The 20,004-nt window shown below is 73.7% G+C and carries 21 protein-coding genes; 18 read left to right on the top strand and 3 right to left on the bottom strand.

Features of this window, described 5'->3' with window-relative positions:
• Positions 1-108: 108 nt before the first annotated feature.
• Together AB0J72_RS29730 and AB0J72_RS29725 are read left to right on the top strand one after the other, a co-directional pair.
• Positions 109-477 (top strand): Mth938-like domain-containing protein, encoded by a 369-nt coding sequence (locus AB0J72_RS29730; protein ID WP_363404238.1) that lies wholly within the window; start codon positions 109-111, stop codon positions 475-477.
• Between the two features lie 34 nt (positions 478-511).
• Positions 512-1,018: a shikimate kinase gene (locus AB0J72_RS29725; protein ID WP_363404236.1), complete on the top strand. Its 507-nt coding sequence runs from the start codon at positions 512-514 to the stop codon at positions 1,016-1,018.
• Between the two features lie 15 nt (positions 1,019-1,033).
• Here the strand turns inward: AB0J72_RS29725 and AB0J72_RS29720 are convergent, their stop codons facing one another.
• Positions 1,034-2,428: a PLP-dependent aminotransferase family protein gene (locus tag AB0J72_RS29720; protein ID WP_363404234.1), complete on the bottom strand. Its 1,395-nt coding sequence runs from the start codon at positions 2,426-2,428 to the stop codon at positions 1,034-1,036.
• Positions 2,429-2,474: 46 nt separating this feature from the next.
• Here AB0J72_RS29720 and AB0J72_RS29715 point away from each other — a divergent pair, with 46 nt between their 5' ends.
• The 3 genes from AB0J72_RS29715 to AB0J72_RS29705 are packed head-to-tail and all read left to right on the top strand — an operon-like array spanning position 2,475 to position 6,060.
• A complete protein-coding gene (locus tag AB0J72_RS29715; RefSeq protein WP_363404232.1) occupies positions 2,475-3,770 on the top strand; it encodes an FAD-binding oxidoreductase in 1,296 nt (431 codons plus the stop codon).
• Between the two features lie 8 nt (positions 3,771-3,778).
• The gene (locus AB0J72_RS29710) at positions 3,779-4,735 is read left to right on the top strand and encodes a HEAT repeat domain-containing protein (RefSeq protein WP_363404230.1); all 957 of its coding nucleotides are present in this window, start codon (positions 3,779-3,781) and stop codon (positions 4,733-4,735) included.
• The gene (locus AB0J72_RS29705; RefSeq protein WP_363404228.1) at positions 4,735-6,060 is read left to right on the top strand and encodes a HEAT repeat domain-containing protein; all 1,326 of its coding nucleotides are present in this window, start codon (positions 4,735-4,737) and stop codon (positions 6,058-6,060) included. The genes AB0J72_RS29710 and AB0J72_RS29705 overlap by 1 nt, the downstream gene beginning before the upstream one ends.
• Before the next feature lie 213 nt (positions 6,061-6,273).
• Here AB0J72_RS29705 and AB0J72_RS29700 read toward each other — a convergent pair whose 3' ends face one another.
• Positions 6,274-6,762 carry a GNAT family N-acetyltransferase gene (locus tag AB0J72_RS29700; RefSeq protein ID WP_363404226.1) on the bottom strand — a complete coding sequence of 163 codons (489 nt, stop codon included), beginning with the start codon at positions 6,760-6,762 and terminating at the stop codon, positions 6,274-6,276.
• Between the two features lie 221 nt (positions 6,763-6,983).
• Between AB0J72_RS29700 and AB0J72_RS29695 the strand changes: the two genes are divergently transcribed.
• The 10 genes from AB0J72_RS29695 (at position 6,984) to AB0J72_RS29650 (ending at position 15,943) form a co-directional block, all read left to right on the top strand.
• Positions 6,984-8,351: a TrpB-like pyridoxal phosphate-dependent enzyme gene (locus AB0J72_RS29695; RefSeq protein ID WP_363404224.1), complete on the top strand. Its 1,368-nt coding sequence runs from the start codon at positions 6,984-6,986 to the stop codon at positions 8,349-8,351.
• Positions 8,348-9,313, top strand: a complete 966-nt coding sequence (locus AB0J72_RS29690; protein WP_363404222.1) for a DMT family transporter — start codon at positions 8,348-8,350, stop codon at positions 9,311-9,313. Before AB0J72_RS29695 ends, AB0J72_RS29690 begins: the two co-directional genes overlap by 4 nt.
• Positions 9,310-10,791 (top strand): AMP-binding protein, encoded by a 1,482-nt coding sequence (locus AB0J72_RS29685; protein ID WP_363404220.1) that lies wholly within the window; start codon positions 9,310-9,312, stop codon positions 10,789-10,791. Before AB0J72_RS29690 ends, AB0J72_RS29685 begins: the two co-directional genes overlap by 4 nt.
• Complete coding sequence (locus tag AB0J72_RS29680) at positions 10,788-11,069, top strand: hypothetical protein (protein WP_363404218.1); 282 nt, start codon at positions 10,788-10,790, stop codon at positions 11,067-11,069. The genes AB0J72_RS29685 and AB0J72_RS29680 overlap by 4 nt, the downstream gene beginning before the upstream one ends.
• A gap of 4 nt (positions 11,070-11,073) precedes the next feature.
• Positions 11,074-11,448, top strand: a complete 375-nt coding sequence (locus tag AB0J72_RS29675; RefSeq protein ID WP_344504715.1) for an ectoine synthase — start codon at positions 11,074-11,076, stop codon at positions 11,446-11,448.
• A 1-nt stretch (position 11,449) separates the two neighbouring features.
• Positions 11,450-12,607 (top strand): acyl-CoA dehydrogenase family protein, encoded by a 1,158-nt coding sequence (locus AB0J72_RS29670; protein ID WP_363404216.1) that lies wholly within the window; start codon positions 11,450-11,452, stop codon positions 12,605-12,607.
• Entirely contained in the window at positions 12,604-13,266 is a 663-nt protein-coding gene (locus AB0J72_RS29665) for a transglutaminase family protein (RefSeq protein WP_363404214.1), read from the top strand. Before AB0J72_RS29670 ends, AB0J72_RS29665 begins: the two co-directional genes overlap by 4 nt.
• Before the next feature lie 103 nt (positions 13,267-13,369).
• Positions 13,370-14,374 carry an ATP-binding cassette domain-containing protein gene (locus AB0J72_RS29660; RefSeq protein ID WP_363404212.1) on the top strand — a complete coding sequence of 335 codons (1,005 nt, stop codon included), beginning with the start codon at positions 13,370-13,372 and terminating at the stop codon, positions 14,372-14,374.
• Entirely contained in the window at positions 14,371-15,156 is a 786-nt protein-coding gene (locus AB0J72_RS29655; protein WP_363404210.1) for an ABC-2 family transporter protein, read from the top strand. Before AB0J72_RS29660 ends, AB0J72_RS29655 begins: the two co-directional genes overlap by 4 nt.
• A 1-nt stretch (position 15,157) precedes the next feature.
• Positions 15,158-15,943, top strand: coding sequence for an ABC-2 family transporter protein (locus AB0J72_RS29650; protein WP_363404208.1), 786 nt, complete (start codon positions 15,158-15,160; stop codon positions 15,941-15,943).
• Here the strand turns inward: AB0J72_RS29650 and AB0J72_RS29645 are convergent.
• Positions 15,922-16,602 (bottom strand): NUDIX domain-containing protein, encoded by a 681-nt coding sequence (locus tag AB0J72_RS29645; protein WP_363404206.1) that lies wholly within the window; start codon positions 16,600-16,602, stop codon positions 15,922-15,924. The genes AB0J72_RS29650 and AB0J72_RS29645 overlap by 22 nt on opposite strands.
• A gap of 79 nt (positions 16,603-16,681) precedes the next feature.
• On the opposite strand from AB0J72_RS29645, the gene AB0J72_RS29640 reads away from it, so the two are divergent.
• The 3 genes from AB0J72_RS29640 (at position 16,682) to AB0J72_RS29630 (ending at position 19,969) form a co-directional block, all read left to right on the top strand.
• A complete protein-coding gene (locus AB0J72_RS29640) occupies positions 16,682-17,797 on the top strand; it encodes an SPFH domain-containing protein (RefSeq protein ID WP_363404204.1) in 1,116 nt (371 codons plus the stop codon).
• A 181-nt stretch (positions 17,798-17,978) separates the two neighbouring features.
• Positions 17,979-18,884 (top strand): hypothetical protein, encoded by a 906-nt coding sequence (locus AB0J72_RS29635; protein WP_363404202.1) that lies wholly within the window; start codon positions 17,979-17,981, stop codon positions 18,882-18,884.
• A 26-nt stretch (positions 18,885-18,910) separates the two neighbouring features.
• Complete coding sequence (locus tag AB0J72_RS29630; RefSeq protein WP_360565366.1) at positions 18,911-19,969, top strand: hypothetical protein; 1,059 nt, start codon at positions 18,911-18,913, stop codon at positions 19,967-19,969.
• Positions 19,970-20,004 lie beyond the last annotated feature (35 nt).

Raw genomic sequence — 20,004 nt, 5'->3', positions numbered from 1 at the left:
ACCCGTGCCGAGCGATCAACGTACCGCGCTTCACCCGGACGCATCCTCAGCCGTCTGGCGTACTTTCGAGGCTGGTCGTGTGCGGCACCGGATCGGGAGGTTTCCGTCATGCAGGCACGTTCGCCGCGGATCGTGGATGTGAGCTGGGGCAGGCTCGAGGTGGAGGGGGTCGGCGTGGTGAAGGACCTCAAGGCCTGGCCGGGTGGTGGCCGGGCCTGGGACTGGGGCGAGACGGGCACCCGGCACTCCCCCGGCGTCCAGGTCGCCGACGTCGAGGAGCTCCTGGAGCACGGCGCGACGGTGGTCGTGCTGTCGCTCGGCATGGACGAGCAGCTCGGCGTCCCCGACGCGACGGTCGACGCCCTCGAGGCGCGCGGCATCGAGGTACACGTGGCGGAGACCCGGGAAGCCATCGACGTGTATAACAGTCTGGTGGGGTCGGCGGCGGTCGGCGGGTTGTTCCACAGCACGTGTTGAGCCGGGAGCGAATCGGGGGCAGCGGGTGCGGCGGGTGTCGGTGGTGGGCAACTCCGGATCGGGCAAGTCGACGCTCGGCAAGGCGCTCGCGACGCGCCTCGGGGTGCCGTTCGTCGAGCTCGACGCGATCCACCACCTCCCCGGCTGGCAGCCGATCGACGTCACCGCGTTCCGCAAGCAGGTCGGCGAGCTCGCCGACGGCGACGGCTGGGTCATCGACGGCAACTACAGCGCCGTCCGCGACCTCGTCTGGGCCCGCGCCGACACCGTCATCTGGTTCGACCTGCCCCGCCGCACCGTGATGCGCCAGCTCCTGTGGCGCACCCTCCGCCGCGGCGTCACCCGCCAGGTGCTGTGGAACGGCAACCGCGAGCACCTCGGCAACCTCTTCCGCCTCGACCCCCAGAGGTCCATCCTGCGCTGGTGCTGGACCCGCCACCACGTCTACCGCGACCGCTACACCCGAGCCGCCACCGAACGCAGGGACATCGTCTTCATCCGCATCGCCGCCCACCAGGACGCCGCCCACCTCCTGGCCTGAGGGCCGGGTGGGAGCTCATCGGCCGGGTACACCGTCGCGGAGAGCGGCGGCGAGGATGGTGACGCCCTCCTCGATGGCGGGTTCGGCGAGGTGGCCGTAGCCGAACAGCAGGCCCGGCGGGCCGGGGGCCAGGCGGAAGCGGCCGACGCCGTACACGACGAGCCCTCTCGCCAGCGCGGCGGCCTCCACCGCTTCCTCGGACAGGCCGGGTGGGAGCCACGCGACGAGGTGCTGGCCGGCGGCGATCCCGACGGGGCGGAGCCGGGGCAGGTGCCTGGCGAGAGCTGCCAGGAGGGCGTCGCGGCGGCGCCGGTACAGGGGGCGCATCCGCCGCAGGTGCCGGTCGAACTCGCCGCCGGCGAGGAAGTCCGCGAAGGTCAGCTGGTCGATCGCCGGGGAGCCGCGGTCGGCGAGGACCTTCGCCTCGACGACCGGGGCGACGAGGTGCGGCGGCAGGACCATCCAGCCGAGCCGCAGGCCGGGCGCGAGGGTCTTGCTGGCGGAGCCGACGTACGCGACGCGGTCCGGGGCGAGGCCCTGCATGGCGCCGACGGCGGCCCGGTCGTAGCGGTACTCGGCGTCGTAGTCGTCCTCGATGACCAGCGCGCCGGCGGCAGCCCACCGGATGACGGCGGCGCGGGCGGCGGCGGGCAGGACGCCGCCGGTCGGCCACTGGTGCGACGGGGTCAGCACGAGCGCGTCGGCGGCCACGCCCGCGAGGGCCGTGACGTCGACGCCGTCAGGGCCGACGGGGACGCCGGTCACGGCCATGCCGGAGGCCAGCGCGAGGGCGCGGGCGTCGTCGTCGGAGGATGGGTCCTCGACGGCGAGGCGGGTGGCGCCGGCCGCGCGGAGCACCTGGATCAGCAGGTTCGCCGCCTGGGCGTAGCCGCCGCAGATGACGATCGTCTCGGGGCGGGCGTCGGTGCCGCGGACCCGGTTGAGGTACTCGGCGAGGGCGGCCCGCAGCTCGGGGGTGCCCTGGCCGCTGGTGTAGCCGAGCCGGTCGGTGGGCGCGGTCGTCAGGACCCGGCGGACGGAGCGCAGCCACGCGGCGCGGGGGAACCGCGACACGTCGGTGCGCCCGTAGCCGAAGCTGATCCGGGCCGGCGGCTCGGCCTGGCGCGGCGGCGCGGCCGTGGGGGCCGGTCCGGTGGCGATCGTGGTGTACCCGCCGGACCGGCTGGTCAGGTAGCCCTCGGCGGTCAGCTGCTCGTACGCCGTGACGACGACCCCGCGGGAGACGCCGAGCGACGCCGCGAGGGCCCGGCTGGACGGCAGCGCGCTGCCCACGGCGAGCCGGCCGCCGCGGATGCCCGTCCTGATCGCCGTCTCCAGCTGGCGGTGCAGCGGCCCGCCGGCCGGGTCGAGCGCGACGAGCAGCTCCGGATTGGTCCTCTCACGAGCCACAAGAACGGACCTTACCGCGGGGTCCAATCGGCGGGAAGCTCGACGCATGACGACAGGGACAGCAGAGGTGCTCCGGCCCGGCGACCGCGGCTACGACGACGCCCGGCAGGTGTGGAACGCGATGTTCGACCGCCGGCCCGCGATGATCGTGCGGTGCCGGACGGTCCAGGACGTGGCCGGCGCCGTCCGGGTCGCCCGCGAGCGGGACCTGGAGATCTCGGTGCGGTGCGGCGGGCACAGCGCGGCCGGGTTCGGGGTCACCGACGGCGGCCTGATGATCGACCTGACGCCGATGGGGCGGGCGAGCGTCGACCCGGCCCGGCGCCGCGCGTACGTGCAGGGCGGCGCGCTGCTGGGCGCCCTCGACGACGCGGCGCAGCGCTACGGCCTGGCGACCACGGCGGGCAACGTGTCGCACACCGGCGTCGGCGGCCTCACGCTCGGCGGCGGCATGGGCTGGCTCGCCCGGCAGCACGGTCTCGCCTGCGACAACGTCGTCTCCTACGAGCTCGTCACGGCGGACGGATCCGTCGAGCGGGTCTCCGGCGGGGAGCTGTTCTGGGGGCTGAAGGGCGGCGGCGGCAACTTCGGGATCGTCACCGGGTTCGAGTTCGCGCTGCACGACACGGGCACCGAGGCGCTCGTCGTGGAGGCGACGTTCACCGGCCCCGCCCGGCACGCGGCGATGCGCCGCTGGCGCGACGAGCACCTCACCGCGCCGCGGCAGGCGACGTTCACCGCGTCGACCGGCCCCGGCACCCTGACCCTCGGCTATGTCTGGACCGGGCCGGACATTGGTTACCAGCCCTTGTTCACCGAGGGCGGGACCGTGTTGCGGCAGCCCATGTCGTACCTGCAACTGCAGCGACGCGACGACGCCACGGGCCGGCACGCGCTGCGCCGGTACGGGCGCTCGCACTACCTCAAGTCGATGCCCGACGCGGCGGTCGACGCCTTCATCGCCGCCGGCGAGCACTGCGGCGCGGGCCTGCAGGGGTACGGCGGTGCCATCGCCGACGTCGCCGAGGACGCCACCGCGTTCGGCCACCGGGACACCATGTTCGAGTTCGGCGCCGGCTCCTCGTGGACCGACCCCGCTCAGGACGGCGCCCGCCGGGCCGCGGCACGGGCCGCGGCGGCGCTGCTCGAGCCCTTCGCCGGCGGCGTCTACGTCAACTCGCTGGGGGACGAGGGCGCGGCGGGGGTGCGCCGGGCGTACCCGCCCGCGAAGCTGGCCCGGCTGACCGCGCTGAAGGACCGCTACGACCCGGACAACGTCTTCCACCTGAACCAGAACATCCCGCCCTCCGCCGCCCGTTTTTGTCGTACCCCGCCGGCATGATGACGGGCATGACACCCGACGTGCGGGAAGCGATGACCGCGCTGCTCGCCCTTCCGTCCCCGACGCCCGACGACGTCGACTGGGCCGGGTTCGAGCACTTCTACGGCAAGGCCGACGACGTGCCGGCGCTGCTGCGGGGCTTGCCGGACCCCGATCCGGAGGCGGCCGCGCGCAGCCTCGCCACGTTGGGAAACAGGGTGTGCCATCAGGGTGGCAGCAGCGCGCCGGCGGCGCTGGCGGTGCCGTTCCTGATCCGCGCGGCGGCCGACCCGGGCGTCCACGGCCGGGAGAATCTGCTACTGCTGGCGGCTCAGGCCGTCCGCTCCGACCGCACGGGGCAGGCCTTGCGTTCCGACCTGCTCCGGGCCGCCGACGACGGTGACAGCTTCGGCGACCCGTCACCCGAGGCGGCGCGCGCCGCCGTGCTCGCCGGCGTGCCGGCGCTGCTGCCGTTGCTCGGCGACGCCGCTCCCGGCATCCGGTCGGCGGCGGCGTATGCGCTGGCCACGGTGTCACCGGCCGGCTCGCCCGAGGCGGCGGCGGCACTGCGCGGGCGGCTGGCGGCGGAGGCCGACCCGGTGGTGCGGATCTGTCTGGTGCTGGCCGTCGCGCAGCTGGCCCTCGACCACGGCGACGCTGCGGAGGTCGTCGCCTGGGCCGGGGACCTGTGCGGCGGCGAGGTCCATCCGCTCGACGTGCGGTTCGCCGCCGGGCTCGCCTGGCTGTGCGTGACCCCGGCGGCACCGCCGGAGCCGCTGCTGCGGCTGCTGCTGGCCGGCGCCGGCGAGGCGGCGGCTTGGATGCGGCTGGTGCCATGGATGAGCCAGCAGCTGGACCACGGCGTGGGCGCGTGGCTCGTGGCGTTGCTCGGTGACACGCACGGGTTCCCGCTGCGGCCGGACCCGGTGGGCTGGCCGGGGCGGCGGAGGGGCGCGAGGTGGCCGGCCGGTGCACTGCGGCGCTGATGACGCACGCCGATCCGGCGGTCGTGGTGTCGGCGTGCGAGGCGGCGGCACGGCAGGTCAGGATGTGGCGGGACGGGACGGGGGCGATGCTCGAGCTGCTCGCGGAGTGTCTCCACCACCCGAGCCGCGTGGTGCGGTCGGCGGCCGGCTCGCGCCTCGCGCGGTGCGGCGCCGTCCCGGACCGGGTCGCCGACCGGGTCGCGGCCGTGCTCGACCGCGACGACGACCCGGAGCTGCGGGGATGGGCCGCGCTCACCCTCGCCCACCGCGGCGACGCCCGCGCCGTCGCGCCGCTGATCGACCTGCTCACCGCCGACACCTGCGCGCTGCCGGAAGGGTGGATCTGGCTGGACAGCACGCCGCAGCGGCTGCTGGACCTGCTGCGGCCGCACGCGGCCGCGCTGTTGCCCGCGGTCGTCCACCGGCTCACCGCCGAGGACACCGACGGCTGGCGGCACGTCCGGCAGGACCTCGTCGCCGGGCTGTCCGGCTGGGGCGAGGACGCCGCCGGCGCCGCCGAGGCGCTCGCCCGCCTGCTCGGCGACGCGGAGTTCGACCGAACGGCCGGCCATGCGTCCGGGCACAAGGCCGTGGCCATGGCGCTCGGCAGGATCGGGCCGGCCGCCGGGGTCGCGGTGCCCGCGCTGGATCGACTCACCGCCGGCGTTGCGGTGCCCGCGCAGGATCGGCTCGCCGCCGGGGTCGCGGCGCATGCGCTGGATCCGCTCGCCGCCGGGGTCGCGGCGCCTGCGCTGGATCCGCTCGCCGCCGGGGTCGCGCCGGACTCCCTCGGCGTCCTGCTCTGGGCGCGGTGGCGGATCACCGGGGAGGAGACCAGCGCGACCGCGGCGGCCCTCGCCCGGCTCGCCGCCGCCCCGCTGGCCGACGTGACGGCGCTGTCGCTGCTCGCGGATATGGGTCCCGCCGCCGCGGGGCACGAGGCGGTGATCCGCGGCAGACTCAATGACTCCTTCGAATGGGCCCGGGCCGAGGCCGCGAACGCCCTCTGGCGGTGCACCGCCGACGCGTCCGGCGCGCTGCCGGTCCTGACCGGGCTCGTCGACGGGGTTCCGTGGGCTCCGCTGTTCGGGGCCGGCCACGGGACGGTCGTCGGGTGTCTGGCCGACATCGGGCCGGCGGCTGCGCCCGCGGTCCCGGCGATGGTCGCGTTCCTCGACCGGGACCGCAGGCCGGGCACCGACGGGCCGCGGCACGATCCGGTCAGCTGGGACCAGCACGCGGTCGCCACCGTCAGGTCCGCCGTCCACCGGATCCGTGGCGGGCCGGCGCCGCGCGGGGTCTTCGCGGCTGCCGACGGCGGTTGACGTGGTCGACGGCAGCGGTCGGTAGCAGGGCGCGGCAGGCGCGGGACACGACGGGCCACCGGCCGTGCCGGTGGCCACGCGGCGGAGGTTGCGGCGCCGTCGCGTGCGCGCGACCGCGCTCGACCAGCCACGCCGTATGGGCAGGTCCCTGGCGCCCTGTCCGGGTCGTGGACGGCCTCGGTCGCTTGACGAACGTCTGCGTTCGAGGCGGGGTCAGGCCTGCCTGGCGAGGTCGGCGAGCGGCGCGCCGGTGAGCCGGTAGATGGCGATGTCCTCGCCGAGCACGGAGGGGATCTCGGCGCCGATCGAGCGGTAGTACGCGTCGACCGGGTCGTTGGTGGGCCGGCCCCACCACTGCATGTGGCGGTAGCCGCGCTCGGCGCAGACCGCGGCCACGGTGCTCAGCAGGGCGGTGTCGACGCCGGTGCCGAGGGCGTCCTCGCGGATGTAGATGTCGTCGACGTGGATCGCGGTGCCGCGCCAGGTGCTGTAGACCAGCGCCCACAGGGTATACCCGACGACGTCGCCGGTCTTGTCGTCGATCGCGAGGTGGGCCCAGGCGACGGGTGCGGGGCCGAACAGGGCGCGGCCGAGCTCGGCCTCGTCGGTGCTGATCTGGTCGGTCGCCTCCTCACTGGCCGCCATGTCCAGCACCAGCGAGTGGAGCAGGCCGAGGTCGTCGGCGGTGACTTCACGAATCATGGCGGTCGTCCCTGCGCTCGGTCGCCCCGGGACGGGTCCGTCGCGGGGTTCGGAGCGTTCACGATGCCACGCGCGAGTCCGTGGAATTGCCAGTACTGGGGCTTCCCCTAGCATCCGCCGCAACTCCTACCACCACGGGGGGTTCGGTACTGACCATGAGGCATTCGCGGCGACCCCGAGGCATGGCCACCGCGCCCCCGTAGCCCAGAGAGGCGGCCTCCATGGAGGCGGTACGTTTCGATCTCAGCCCCTCGGAGATCCCCGAGACCTGGTACAACATGGCCGCCGACCTCGACTACGTGGCGCCGGCGCTGAGCCCGGCGACGGGCGAGCCGGTGACCCGTGACGACATGCTGCGGACGATGCCGGAGGCGCTGGTCGATCAGGAGCTCAGCCGGGAGCCGGAGTTCGAGATCCCGGGTGAGGTGCGGCAGTTCTACGCGCAGTGGCGGCCCACACCGCTGATCCGGGCCCGCAACCTGGAGAAGGCGCTGGACACGCCGGCGCGGATCTACTTCAAGTACGAGGGCGTGGGCCCGACCGGCAGCTTCAAGCCGAACTCGGCGATCCCGCAGGCGTACTACAACAAGCGGGCCGGCAAGTCGGGTCTGATCGCCGAGACCGGGGCCGGGCAGTGGGGCAGCGCGATCTCGTTCGCGGCGTCGCTGTTCGGCATGTCGGCCAAGGTCTTCATGGTGCGGGTGAGCTTCCAGCAGAAGCCGCACCACCGCTCGCTGATGCAGATGTTCGGGGCGAGCTGCACGCCGAGCCCGAGCACGGAGACCGAGGCCGGACGCGCGGTGCTCGACGAGAATCCGGACTTCCCGGGCAGCCTGAGCGTCGCGAAGTCGGAGGCGTTGCAGGTCGCGTTCGCCGACCCGCGGTGGGGCTACACGCGCGGCAGCGCCCTGAACCACGTGTGCGCGCATCAGACGGTCATCGGCCAGGAAGCCATCGTGCAGATGGAGCGGGCCGGCGACTACCCGGACATCGTGGTGGCGTGCGCGGGCGGCGGCAGCAACCTCGCCGGCCTGGCGTTCCCGTTCCTGCGCGCGCGGATGCACGGCGGGCCGGACGTGCGGCTGATCGCGGCGGAGCCGGCGGCGTGCCCGTCGCTGACGCAGGGCCGGATCGCCTACGACTACTCCGACACCGCCGGGCTCACCTCGCTGACCCGCACGCACACGCTGGGCCACCGGTTCGTGCCGCCGCCCGTGCACGCGGGTGGCCTGCGGGCGCACAACATCGCGCCGCTGGTCAGCCGGGTGGTGGAGGAGGGCCTGATGGAGGCGGTCGCGCTGCGCCAGCGGGACTGCTTCGAGGCGGGGGTGCTGTTCACCCGGACCGAGGGCATCGTGCCGGCACCCGAGTCGACGCACGCGATCCGCGGCGCGGTCGACGAGGCGGTCCGGGCCCGCGAGGAGGGCGTGGCGAAGACGATCCTGTTCGGGCTCTCGGGGCACGGCAACTTCGACCTCAGCGCGTACGAGCGGTATCTCGGCGGCACGCTCGCCGACGACAGCATCGACCCGCGGGCCCTGGAGATCGGGCGCGACAGCATCCCGGTGCTGGCCGGAGCGTCGTCGTGAAGGGGATCAGCGCGCTGCAGTTCCTCCTCCTGGGCGTCATCTGGGGCTCCAGCTACCCGCTGATCAAGCTCGCCGGCGAGGACCTGAGCCCGGGCCAGCAGGTGCTCGGCCGGCTCGTGCTCGGGTCGGCGGTGCTGGTGGTCGTGGCCGCGGTCACCCGGTCGCGGCTGCCGCGCTTCGGCTTCGTGTGGGTGCACATCACCGTCACCACCGTGCTCGGCATGGTCGCGCCGTTCCTGCTGCTGGCCTGGGGCGAGCAGCACACCAGCGCGTCGCTGGCGGGCGTGCTGACGGCGGCCACCCCGCTGCTGACGCTCGCCCTGGCCACGGTGCAGCTGCGCAGCGAACGCGCCACGGTGCGGCGCACGGCCGGGGTGGTCCTCGGGTTCGCCGGGATCGTGCTGGTGATGGCGCCGTGGTCCGACCTGGGCGGCACCATCGGCGGGCAGCTCGCCTGCCTCGCCGTCGCCGGGATCTACGCCGCGCACGCCGTGTTCGTCCGCAAGTTCCTCTCCGACCGGGGCATCCCGCCGGTCTCGTCGGCGACGGCGCAGACCCTCGTGGCGACGGTGCTGCTGGCCGTGCTGCAGCCGTTCCTCGGCTGGCACACCCCGTCGGCGGTGAGCTGGCAGGTGGTGCTGAGCATCGTGTCGCTCGGCGTGTTCGGCACCGGCCTCGCATACGTGCTCTACAACCGCCTGATCGCCGACATCGGCGCGACCGGCGCCTCCGCGGTCAACTACCTGGTGCCGTTCATCAGCCTGCTGCTCAGCGCGGTGTTCCTCGGCGAGGCGATCACCTGGAACGTGCTGGTCGGCGGCGTGGTGATCGTGGCGAGCATCCTGCTCGGCGAGGACCAGCTGCGGCCCGGCGCCTGGCGGACCCCGTCCGGCGACGCGGAGCCACCGGACGAGAAGGAGCCGGTCGCCCAGACCGCACCCGCCGGCCGGGAGGTCTCATGACCGGGCGTGCGCTGGCCGACGCCGTGTACGCCGCGGCCCGGCTCGCTCCGGAGCGCACCGCCGTGTCGTACGGTGGCGGCGGGACCACGTTCGCCGAGCTCATCGCCGCGAGTGAGACGGCCCTGGTGGCGCTCGACGAGCTGGACCTGCCGGCGGGGCAGCCGATCGCGGTCCGCGCGGCGAAGTCGCCGCAGACCGTCGCCCTGATCCTGGCCTGCTTCACCGCCGAACGGCCGGTGCTGCTGCTCTCCGTCGATCTCGGCACGCAGGTGGCTGGCAGCCTGGTCCAGCGGGCCGGGTGCGCCGGCGTCGCGGAAGCGACCGGCGACGGCGCCCTCGACTGGTCCCCAGCGCCGGTCGCGGCCGATGCGCCGGCCCTGCCGCCGGACACGTGCCTGATGCTGACCACGTCCGGCTCGACCGGCGTACCGAAGATCGTCCCGCTGGGCGGGCCGGCGGTGGGCCGCTTCACCGGCTGGGCCGCCGGCACGTTCGGGCTGGGCGCCGGCACCCGGGTGCTCAGCTACGCACCGCTGAACTTCGACCTGAGCCTGCTCGACGTGTGGGCCACCCTGGCGCACGGCGGCACCGTCGTGCTCGTCGACCCCGACCGGGCGGCCAACCCCGCCTACCTGCTGGACCTCGTCACCACCACCCGGCCGCACGTGGTGCAGGCCGTGCCGATGTTCTACCGGCTGCTCCTGGACGCCACAGCCACAGCCGCAGCCGCAGCCGCAGCCGCAGCCGCAGCGGGCGGCGGGGACGTGGTGCCGGACGTGCGGCACGTCGTGCTGACCGGCGACCACACGCCGCCCGCGCTGCGCGCCGCCCTGGCGGACCTGTTCCCCGCGGCGGTCCTGCACAACGTGTACGGCTGCACCGAGACCAACGACAGCTTCATCCACACGTTCGGCGCGGACGAGGCCCGGGACGGCGAGCCGCTGCCGCTCGGGGCACCGCTCCCCGGCGTGCGGGCCTACCTGGCCGGCGACGACGGGGAGCCCTTCGACGGGCCCGGCACCGGCGAGCTGGTGGTGTCGACGCCGTTCCAGACCGTCGGGTACCTGGCCGGCGACCGCTTCCCGGTCCGGGACGGCCACGCCTGGTACCGCACCGGCGACCTGGTCACCCGCGACGACCGCGGCCGGCTCGTGCTCGTCGGCCGCACCGACTTCCAGGTCAAGGTCCGCGGCGTGCGGATCAGCCTGGAGGAGGTCGAGCAGGTCCTGCTCGCCCACCCCGACGTCGCCGAGGCGGCCGTGGTCGCGCTGCCCGACACCGCGGCCGGGGTCCGGATCACCGCCGTCGTGCGCCCCCGCTCCGCCGGGCTGACCGGCCTGCAGGTGCGCACCTGGTGCGCGCAGCGCCTCACCCGCGCCGCCATCCCCGCGGTCTTCGACCTGCGCAGCGTCCCGCTGCCGGTCGGCGTCACCGGCAAGGTCGACCGCGCCCGCCTCAAGAAGGAACTGACCGTATGAGCACCCATCAGCGCGAGATCAGCGAGTACCTCGTCACGCGGTACCTGCCCGGGACCCCGGCCACCGAGCTGCCGGGCGACTACGACCTGCTCGACAACGGCGTCATCGACAGCCTCAGCCTGCTGGAGCTGGTCGGCTGGGTCAGCGAGCGGTACGCCGTCGCCCTCGACCAGATCGACCTGAACCCGGACGACTTCCGTTCGGTGGCGGCGGTCGACCGCTTCATCGCCCGCAACACCCGGGTCCGCGACGCCGCCTTAGCGGCAGAGAAGGAGTGACTCCATGATCGTCCGGGACCAGAGCCAGGCCAAGACGGTCGACTGGGGCAACGGCCTGAGCCGCCGGTACCTGCTGGAGGCCGACAAGATGGGCTTCACCGTCTGCCACACCACGGTGCGCCCGGGCACCAAGTCGCGGCTGCAGTACCGCCGGCACCTGGAGGCGTGCCTGTGCATCCGCGGCACGGGGCGGGTGGTCACCGCGGACGGCCAGGAGTTCGAGATCACCCCCGGCGTCATCTACGCCCTCGACGCGCACGACGCGCACTTCCTGATCGCCGACCCCGACAGCGAGCTCGAACTGATCAGCGTCTTCAACCCGCCGCTGATCGGCGACGAGGTCCACTCGCTGGACTCCGACGAGTACTCCCAGTACTGAGATGGCCTGGTCCCGGGAGCAGCAGGAGCTGCACGACGCCGTGCTCGCGGTCGCCGCGACGCTGGGCACCGACCACGTCGAACGCGACGCGGCGGGCACCTTCGACACCGAAGGCTGGAAGAAGCTCGCCGAGCTGGGACTGTTCGGGCTGCCATTCGCCGAGCAGTACGGAGGACTGGCCCAGGACCTGCCGACCACGATGTACGCGCTGGAGGCCCTCGGCACGGCGTGCCGCGACGGGGGCCTGAGCTTCTCGGCGGTGACCCACCTGGTCAGCACCGGGGTGGCCCTGCACCGGTTCGGCTCGGCCGAGCTCAAGCAGCGGTACCTGCCGGACGTCTGCGCCGGCAGCGTCATCGGGGCGCACGCCGTCACCGAGCCGGCGGGCGGCTCGGACATCACCCCGATGCGCACCACGGCGGTGCCCGACGGCGACGGCTTCGTCCTCAACGGCAGCAAGGCGTTCGTCAGCAACGGGCCGATCGCCGACGTCATCCTCGTCTACGCCCGCACCGGCAAGCTCGGCAACCCGGCCGCGATCAGCACGTTCCTGGTGCCGCGCGGCACCCCCGGGCTCAGCGTCGGCCGGCCGGTGGACAAGATGGGGCTGCGCACCTCGCCGCTGGCCGAGCTGTTCCTCGACGACGTCCGGGTGCCCCGCGCGAACCTGGTCGGCTCGCCGGGCGCCGGCCTGCTGATCCTCGACGCGGTGATGAAGTGGGAGATCCTCTGCGGCTTCGTCGTCAACCTCGGCGAGATGCAGCACCGGCTCGACCGCTGCGTGCAGTACGCCCGCACCCGGCGGCAGTTCGGCGCGCACATCGGCCGCTACCAGTCGATCTCGCACCGGATCGTCGACATGGGCACCGACGTGGAGACCGCTCGCATGTGGCTCTACGGGACCGCCCGCAAGCTGGCCGCGGGCGGCAACGTGACCACCGACGTCGCCCGCACCAAGCTGATCGTCAGCGAGAGCAACGTGCGCTCCGCCCTCGCGGCCGTGCAGATCTTCGGCGGCTACGGGTACACGACGGAGTACGGGCTGGAGAAGGAGCTGCGCAACTCGGTGTCCGGCACGATCTACTCCGGCACGTCGGAGATCCAGCGGGAGCGGCTCGCCGCCCTGATGGGCCTGCACCGCCCGTTGGAAGTGTCATGACAGCGAACCCGACGGCACCTACGTTCTTCCTGGACCACGACCACCCCGCCGTCGCCGCCTTCGTCGGCAATGCCCTGGCCGGCCTGGACGAGGGCGCCACCGACGTCGACAAGGCGGTCCGGCTCTACTACGCCGTGCGCGACGGCATCCTGTACGACGTCTACCACGCCGACCTGAGCCGCACCGGCCTGACCGCCAGCGCCGTCATCGGCCGCGGCCGCGGCTTCTGCCTGCACAAGTCCATCGTGTACGCGGCCGCGGTGCGTGCGGCCGGCATCCCCAGCCGCATCACCTACGGCGACGTGCGCAACCACCTCGCCTCGCCCCGGCTGCGCGACCTCGTCGGCGGTGACGTGTTCTTCCACAGCCTGACCACGGTGCACCTGGACGGGCGGTGGGTCAGAGCCACGCCGGTGTTCAACAAGCTGCTGTGCAGGCTCTACGGGATGGCGCCGCTGGAGTTCGACGGCCGCGCCGACAGCCTCTACCACCCGTTCGACGGCGACGGCAACCGGCACATGGAGTTCCTCAAGTTCTACGGCGACTTCGACGACGTGCCGTACGACCTGGTCATCTCAACCATGCGCAGCAAGCACCCCAGGTTCCTGTCGAGCGCGTCCACGACCCCGTCCGGTTCGCTGGTCGCCGAGGCTCCGTAGGGACCGCCCACGGCCGGCACCGGGGAGAAACAGCGACGGGCGCCACGGTCCGCCGGCGGAAAACGGGTTAATCCGGATCGCGAAGAAATACTAGGCTCCGGCGATGGCACTTGTGGAGGCTCGAGAACTGACCAAGGTCTTCCGCAGGCCGGACAAGGATCCGGGGCTGCGGGGGGCCGTCAAACATCTCTTCGTGCGGCGGTTCGTGGACAAGACCGCCGTCGATCACGTCGACCTGACGATCGAGGCCGGTGAGGCCGTCGCGTACGTGGGGCCGAACGGCGCCGGGAAGTCGACGACCGTGAAGCTGCTCAGCGGGATCCTGATGCCGACCTCGGGTGAGGTCCGCATCGACGGGTTGTCGCCGCAGAAGGACCGGATCGCGATGTCGCACCGGATCGGGGTGCTGTTCGGGCAGCGGACGCAGCTCTGGTGGGACCTGCCGGTGTCGGAGTCCCTGGCGGTGCTGCGCGACGTGTACGGCATCGACCACGGCACGTTCCGCAAGCGCATGGCCAGGTTCGAGGACGTCCTGGAGCTCGGCGAGGTGCTGCCGGTCCTGGGTCGGAAGCTGTCGCTCGGGCAGCGGATGCGGGCCGACCTCGCCGCGGCGCTGCTGCACGACCCGCCGGTCGTGTACCTGGACGAGCCGACGATCGGGCTGGACCTCGCCGTGAAGGACCGGGTCCGGGAGTTCTTCCGGACGGTCCGCGACGAGGGCACCACGGTCATGCTGACCAGCCACGACCTCGGCGACATCGAAGGGTTCTGCCGGCGGCTCGTCATCATCGACGAGGGCAGGATCATCTTCGACGGGGACCTGGAGGCGGTGAAGGACGCGTTCGCCCGCGAGCGGATCCTCAACGTGCAGACGGAGACGGCGGTGCCGCTGGACGACGTCCGCGCCGCGCTGCCGGGCGCGACGATCGAGCCGGGCGAGACGCCGTTGCAGTTCGCGGTGCGGTTCGACCGGTTCGCGATGACCGCGGGACAGGTCGTCACGGCGCTCGCGCCGCTGGCGAACCTCGTCGACTTCGGTGTCGACGAGCCGTCCATCGAGGATGTCATCCGGCGGGTGTACAGCGGGGAACTGGTGCTCCAGTCATGAAGCCGTATCTCGCCCACGCCCGGGCGACGGCGTTGAGCGCGCTGGCGTACCGCGCCAACTTCCTGCTGTCGCTCGGTGGCGTCGCGTTCCAGCTCATCGCGCTGCTCGCCGTCTGGCGGGTGCTGCTCGCCGACGGCCCGGTCGGCGGGTTCGCGTGGCCGCAGATGCGCGCGTACCTGGTGGTCGCGTTCGCCTCCGGCGCCCTCGTCGGCGCGTTCGTCGACTTCCGCATGTCGCACCGGATCCGGTCCGGGCTCGTCGCGCTGGACCTGGTGAAGCCGGTGGACTACCAGCGGGCCAGGTTCGCCGAGACGGTCGGCGGCGTGTGGATCGAGGTCGTGGCGGTGGCGGTGGTCGTCGCGGTGACCGTCGCGGTCGGCGGGGCGCTCGACCTGCCGCCGGGGCCGATGCTGGCGCTGTTCGCCGCCAGCATGGTGCTGATCGTGCCGCTGAAGTTCGCCGTGTCGTACCTGAGCACGCTCGCCTGCTTCTGGACGGAGAACTTCGTCGGCGTGATGTGGGCCAGGCAGGCGCTGACCGGGCTGCTGTCCGGTGCGCTGGTGCCGCTGGTGTACTTCCCGGGCTGGATGGCCACGGCGGCGCAGTGGTCGCCGTTCGCCGGGCTCACCTCCACGCCGGCGCTGATCTTCATCGGGAAGGCGTCCGGGTCGCACGCGGTCCTGCTGGTCGCCACCCAGCTCGGCTGGGTCCTCGTGATGTGGTTCGGCGCCCGGCTGCTGTTCCGGCGGGGGCTGCGCCGGCTGACCGCGAACGGGGGTTGAGATGCGCACGGTCCGGCTCTACGTAAGGCTGCTCGGCGCGCACCTGCGCTCGCTGCTGGAGTACGAGAGCGACTTCTGGATCATGATGGCCGGCACGGTCGTCATGCAGGTCGTCAACGTCGCGTTCCTGGCGGCGATCTTCGCCAAGGTGCCGCACATCAACGGCTGGTCGTTCTGGGCGGTCGTGGCGATGTTCGCGATGGTGGCGATCGCCGAGGGCGTCGGCTCGCTGTTCTTCGAGGGCATGTGGAACCTCGCCTGGCAGATCAACCAGGGCGACCTCGACTACATGATGGTCCGCCCGTACCCGATCGTCCTGCAGGTCAGCAGCATGCAGATCGGGATCAACGGGCTGTCCAACATCGTCACCGGCGGGCTGATGCTGGGCGGGGCGCTGACCCACCTGGACATCGACTGGACCGCCGGCCGGGTCGCGGTCGCCGTCGTGGTGCTGGTGTCCGCCATCGCCATCAAGGTCGCCATCAACCTCGCGACCAACGCGGTGTCGTTCTGGATGCAGAGCCCCAGCCCGCTGTTCGCGTTCGCCGTGCACCAGGTCGGCGACCTCGCCCGCTTCCCCCTGTCCATCTATCCGCTGGCGCTGAAGGCGGCGCTGGGCTTCGCCCTGCCGTTCGCGTTCGTCAGCTTCTTCCCGGTCAGCCTCCTGCTCGGCGGCAGCTCCGCGTGGGTGGGCCTGCTGACCCCGCTCGTCGCCGCCTACTGCCTGGCGGTGGCGTGGTTCGTCTTCTCGCGCGGCCTGCGCCGCTACGAGAGCGCCGGCAACTGACCCTTCCGCAGCAGCGGAGGGTGGAGCACCGGGGCCGTCCCGCGCGTGAACAGCTGCGCGGGGCGGCCCCGCTCGCCGGCCGTGCTGCGACCCGTCGCCTCGACGAACCCCTCGGTCGACGTGACCTTGCGGTGGAAGTTGCGCGGGTCCAACCTGGTGGCCCACACCGCCTCGTACACCTGCCGCAGCTCGGCGATGGTGAACTCGGGCGGGCAGAAGGCGGCCGCGAGGGGCGTGTACTCGAGCTTGGCCCTGGCCCGCTCGACCCCGTCGGCGAGGATGCGGTCGTGGTCGAAGGCCAGGCCCGGCAGCCCTTCGAGGGGCACCCAGTCCGCGGCGGCGGCGTCGCTGCCGGCCCGCGGCGCCGGCGCGTCGGGCAGCAGCGCCAGGTAGGCGACGGTGACGACCCGCCCGCGCGGGTCCCGGCCGGGCGCGCCGTAGCTGCCGAGCTGCTCGAGGTGCCCGGCGCCGCGCAGGCCCGTCTCCTCGGCCAGCTCCCGCTCGGCGGCCTCGCCGAGGTCCTCGTCCGGCAGCACGAAGCCGCCCGGCAGCGCGTACCCGCCCTGGAACGGGGGGATCGCCCGGCGGATGAGCAGCACGCTGAGCGCGCCGTCGCGGATCGTCAGCATCACCAGATCGACGGTCACGGCGAACGTCATGTATTAATCACCACATTGACGAGAAAGGGCGACGACGGTTATCGTCAAGTCGACGATAACTCATCCTGGGAGTGCCGACATGGCCGACGTGACCACCCGCTTCTTCCTGCGCCACCTGCGTGGCGCGCCGACCTCGTGGGTCCGCCACCACGTCAAGGGCAAGGTGCGGCACGAGGGCATCGGCCAGTCGTTCTACTACCGGCCGCTGACCGCCGTGCTGTCCGAGGTCCCGGTCGACGACCGCGAGCTGCCGCTGCTGTTCCACGCCCGCACCGCCGACTTCGCCGACGTCACGGTGCAGGCGACGGTCACCTACCGGATCAGCTCCCCCGACGTCGCCGCCGCCCGCCTCGACTTCTCCGTCGACCCGCGGTCCGGCGCGTGGCGCGGGCAGCCGCTCGACCAGGTGGCCACGCTGCTGGCCGAGCTCGCCCAGCAGCCCGCCCTGGACCTGCTGGCCCGGCTGCCGCTCACCGACGCCCTGACCGCCGGGATCGCGCCCGTCCGCGAGGCCGTCAGCGTGGCGCTCGGCGGCGACCCGCGGCTCACCGACACCGGCGTCAGCGTCGTCAGCGCCCGCGTCGTCGCGATCCGCCCCGAGCCCGACCTGGAGCGGGCCCTGCAGACGCCGACCCGCGAGGCCGTGCAGCAGGAGGCGGACCGCGCCACGTACGCCCGCCGCGCCCGCGCCGTCGAGCAGGAGCGCGCGATCGCCGAGAACGAGCTGCAGAACAAGATCGAGCTGGCCCGCCGCGAGCAGGCGCTCGTCGAGCAGCACGGCGCCAACGCCCGCCGCAAGGCCGAGGTCGACGCCGCCGCGGCGCTCGTCGCGGCCCAGGCCGTCGCCGAGCGCGAGCAGGTCGCGGCCACCGCGGCGGCCGAGCGCTCGAAGATCACGGCCCTCGCCGACGCCGAGCGCCTGAAGGTCACGGCGGCCGCGGACGCGGACGCCGACCGGGCCCGCACCGAGGCCCGGGCCGAAGGCGTCCGCGCCGTCGGGCTCGCCGAGGCCGAGGCGGAGGCCGCACGCCTGGCCGCCTACCGGGACCTCGCACCCGGCGTCCTGCAGGCCCTGGCGCTGCGCGAGCTCGCCGGCAACCTGCCCGAGATCGGCCAGCTCACCGTCACCCCCGACGTGCTGACCGGCCTCGTCGACCGCCTCGGCGGCGGCCGCTCCCTCGGCGGCCCGGCGTGACCGCCGTGTCGAGCCGGACGGTGATGGCCCGCCGCTGGTCCGCGCAGCACCGGATCCTGCGGCCCCGCCACCGCCGCCTCGTCCGCCGCCGCATCGTCGCATCGGGCACCGGCTGAGCCGCCGGCGCCGTACCAGCGACGCAAACGCTTGACAGCATTGGAGAGGGGCTCGTCATGAGCGCATGGGCAGGGCCGTCGTGAGCACGCTCGCGCCACGGGTGGTGCTGGTGTCGCGGCGCAGCGAGCTCGACGAGCTGCTCGCCCGGCACGGCACCCGCGCCGCCGCCGCGTACTTCCTGCGGCAGCGGGGCAGGGACCTCGACGAGGTCGCGGCCCGGCACGCGGCGCAGCAGGCGGCGCTCACCGTCGCCGGCGCGGCCGTCCCCGCCGACTGGCGGCGGGGGCACCTCGACCGGGGCGACCTGTCGCGGTTCCTGTTCTCGCCCGAGGACGTCGTCGTCGCCGTCGGGCAGGACGGCCTCGTCGCCAACGTCGCGAAGTACCTCGACGGGCAGCCCGTCATCGGGGTCGACCCGGCGCCGGACAGGAACCCGGGCGTGCTCGTGCGCCACCAGCCGCAGGCATTGAAGCAGCTGCTGCGGGACCTGCCCGGCCTGCCGGCGCAGGAGCGCACCATGGTGTCCGCGACGCTCGACGACGGCCAGGAGCTGCTCGGCCTCAACGAGGTCTACTTCGGGCACGTCACCCACCAGTCGGCGCGCTACACACTGTCCACATCGGACGGAGCGCGGGAGCGGCACTCGTCGTCCGGCGTCGTCGCCGGAACGGGTACCGGCGCCACCGGATGGTGCTCCTCGATCGCCCGGCAGCGGGCGGACGCGCCGGCGAGCCCGGCCCCCGGCGAGGCCGCGCTGACCTGGTTCGTGCGCGAGGCGTGGCCGTCGCCGGCGACCGGTGTCACTCTGACGAGTGGCCGTCTGGACGGTGCCGAGACCCTGGAGCTGGCGAGCGAGGGCGAGGGCCTCGTGGTGTTCGCCGACGGCCTGGAGGCCGACCGCCTGGAGCTGTCGTGGGGGCAGCGGGTCACGATCGGCGTCGCCGCCAGAAAACTGCGTCTCGTCATGTGACCTGTGGTGTGACACCATCTGCGGGCATGATCCGTGAACGGCTCCACGACCACGCGGTCCTGTTGCACCGCCAGGGCAAGGACGACCCGCTGCCCGCAGGCGGCGAGCCGTTCCCCGACGACCAGCGCCCCCGCACCGGCATCGGCCGCGACGCGCGGCGGGTCGGTGCGGACGTCGCCGCCATCCTCGACGCGCACTTCGCCTCGCCAGCCGCGGCGCCCAGGGCGCTCGTCGGGGCGTTCGACAAGGTGTACGTGCCGACCGCCGACAACGAACACGTCGCCGCCGCGGCGCTACGGGCCGGGCGCAAGCGCGTCCGCCGGACCGGCCGGTGGCTGGTGCGCTTCGGCGTCGACCGGCGCGAGGTGGCCGTCGGCCTGGCGCTGCTCGGCACCGAGGCGACCACCTCGGACAAGGACATCGAGCTGATCCGCACGATCGGGCTGCTGTCCGCGGAGTTCGGCGAGCTCGCCGCCGAGTCGCTGCGCCACCGCGGCCCGGCCGGCATCGAGGCGCTGCTGTGGCTGGCCGCCCGGACCTCGGGCTGGGGCCGGGTCCACGCCGTCGAGGCCCTGTGCACCGTCGCCGTCCTGCCCGAGGTGCGCGACTGGCTGCTGCGGCACGCGTGCGCCGGCGACGACCTCGACGCGGTGACGGCCGGCGCCGTCGCGACCGCCGCGCACCTGCACGCCGCGATCATCGCCGACGAGGTGGACGACGCCCTGCTCGACCACGCCGGCGCGCTGCTGCGGGCGATGGCCGACGGGTCCGGCCAGGGCATGACGCTCGCCGACTACCCGCCGGCGCGGTTCGTGCTGGCCGCCTACGCCCGCCACCTCGCCCGGCGCAAGCCCACCTGGGCCCGCTACGCCACCGCCGCCGTCATCGCCGACCGGATCGCCCACCTCGAGCCGGAGGACCTCGGCTGCACGAAGAAGGAGCGCGAGCGGCTCGTCGAGCGGTTCGAGAAGATCCTCCGCCAGCGCCGCTGGCAGGCCACCGTCCCGCGGCGCAAGGCGAAGAAGGCCAAGCCCGCCGCCACCCGGCGCCGGACCGCCCGGCGCCGGGGCAAGGCCAAGGGCTAGCGACCGCGCGACCCCGGCCCCTGCCCCGGGCGGGG

It is taken from the genome of Dactylosporangium sp. NPDC049742, from assembly GCF_040674675.1.
Classification (GTDB): domain Bacteria; phylum Actinomycetota; class Actinomycetes; order Mycobacteriales; family Micromonosporaceae; genus Dactylosporangium; species Dactylosporangium maewongense.
The sequence above is the reverse complement of the archived record's forward strand: the minus strand, read 5'-3'. Positions and strand labels throughout refer to the sequence as shown.

Coding starts and splice junctions, on each gene's coding strand:
- AB0J72_RS29730 (WP_363404238.1), top strand. CDS start 109: ATGCAGGCACGTTCGCCGCGGATCGTGGATGTGAGCTGGGGCAGGCTC.
- AB0J72_RS29685 (WP_363404220.1), top strand. CDS start 9,310: ATGACCGGGCGTGCGCTGGCCGACGCCGTGTACGCCGCGGCCCGGCTC.
- AB0J72_RS29700 (WP_363404226.1), bottom strand. CDS start 6,762: ATGATTCGTGAAGTCACCGCCGACGACCTCGGCCTGCTCCACTCGCTG.
- AB0J72_RS29630 (WP_360565366.1), top strand. CDS start 18,911: ATGATCCGTGAACGGCTCCACGACCACGCGGTCCTGTTGCACCGCCAG.
- AB0J72_RS29665 (WP_363404214.1), top strand. CDS start 12,604: ATGACAGCGAACCCGACGGCACCTACGTTCTTCCTGGACCACGACCAC.
- AB0J72_RS29680 (WP_363404218.1), top strand. CDS start 10,788: ATGAGCACCCATCAGCGCGAGATCAGCGAGTACCTCGTCACGCGGTAC.
- AB0J72_RS29705 (WP_363404228.1), top strand. CDS start 4,735: ATGACGCACGCCGATCCGGCGGTCGTGGTGTCGGCGTGCGAGGCGGCG.
- AB0J72_RS29675 (WP_344504715.1), top strand. CDS start 11,074: ATGATCGTCCGGGACCAGAGCCAGGCCAAGACGGTCGACTGGGGCAAC.
- AB0J72_RS29640 (WP_363404204.1), top strand. CDS start 16,682: ATGGCCGACGTGACCACCCGCTTCTTCCTGCGCCACCTGCGTGGCGCG.
- AB0J72_RS29715 (WP_363404232.1), top strand. CDS start 2,475: ATGACGACAGGGACAGCAGAGGTGCTCCGGCCCGGCGACCGCGGCTAC.
- AB0J72_RS29650 (WP_363404208.1), top strand. CDS start 15,158: ATGCGCACGGTCCGGCTCTACGTAAGGCTGCTCGGCGCGCACCTGCGC.
- AB0J72_RS29660 (WP_363404212.1), top strand. CDS start 13,370: ATGGCACTTGTGGAGGCTCGAGAACTGACCAAGGTCTTCCGCAGGCCG.
- AB0J72_RS29645 (WP_363404206.1), bottom strand. CDS start 16,602: ATGACGTTCGCCGTGACCGTCGATCTGGTGATGCTGACGATCCGCGAC.
- AB0J72_RS29655 (WP_363404210.1), top strand. CDS start 14,371: ATGAAGCCGTATCTCGCCCACGCCCGGGCGACGGCGTTGAGCGCGCTG.
- AB0J72_RS29635 (WP_363404202.1), top strand. CDS start 17,979: ATGGGCAGGGCCGTCGTGAGCACGCTCGCGCCACGGGTGGTGCTGGTG.
- AB0J72_RS29670 (WP_363404216.1), top strand. CDS start 11,450: ATGGCCTGGTCCCGGGAGCAGCAGGAGCTGCACGACGCCGTGCTCGCG.
- AB0J72_RS29710 (WP_363404230.1), top strand. CDS start 3,779: ATGACACCCGACGTGCGGGAAGCGATGACCGCGCTGCTCGCCCTTCCG.
- AB0J72_RS29695 (WP_363404224.1), top strand. CDS start 6,984: ATGGAGGCGGTACGTTTCGATCTCAGCCCCTCGGAGATCCCCGAGACC.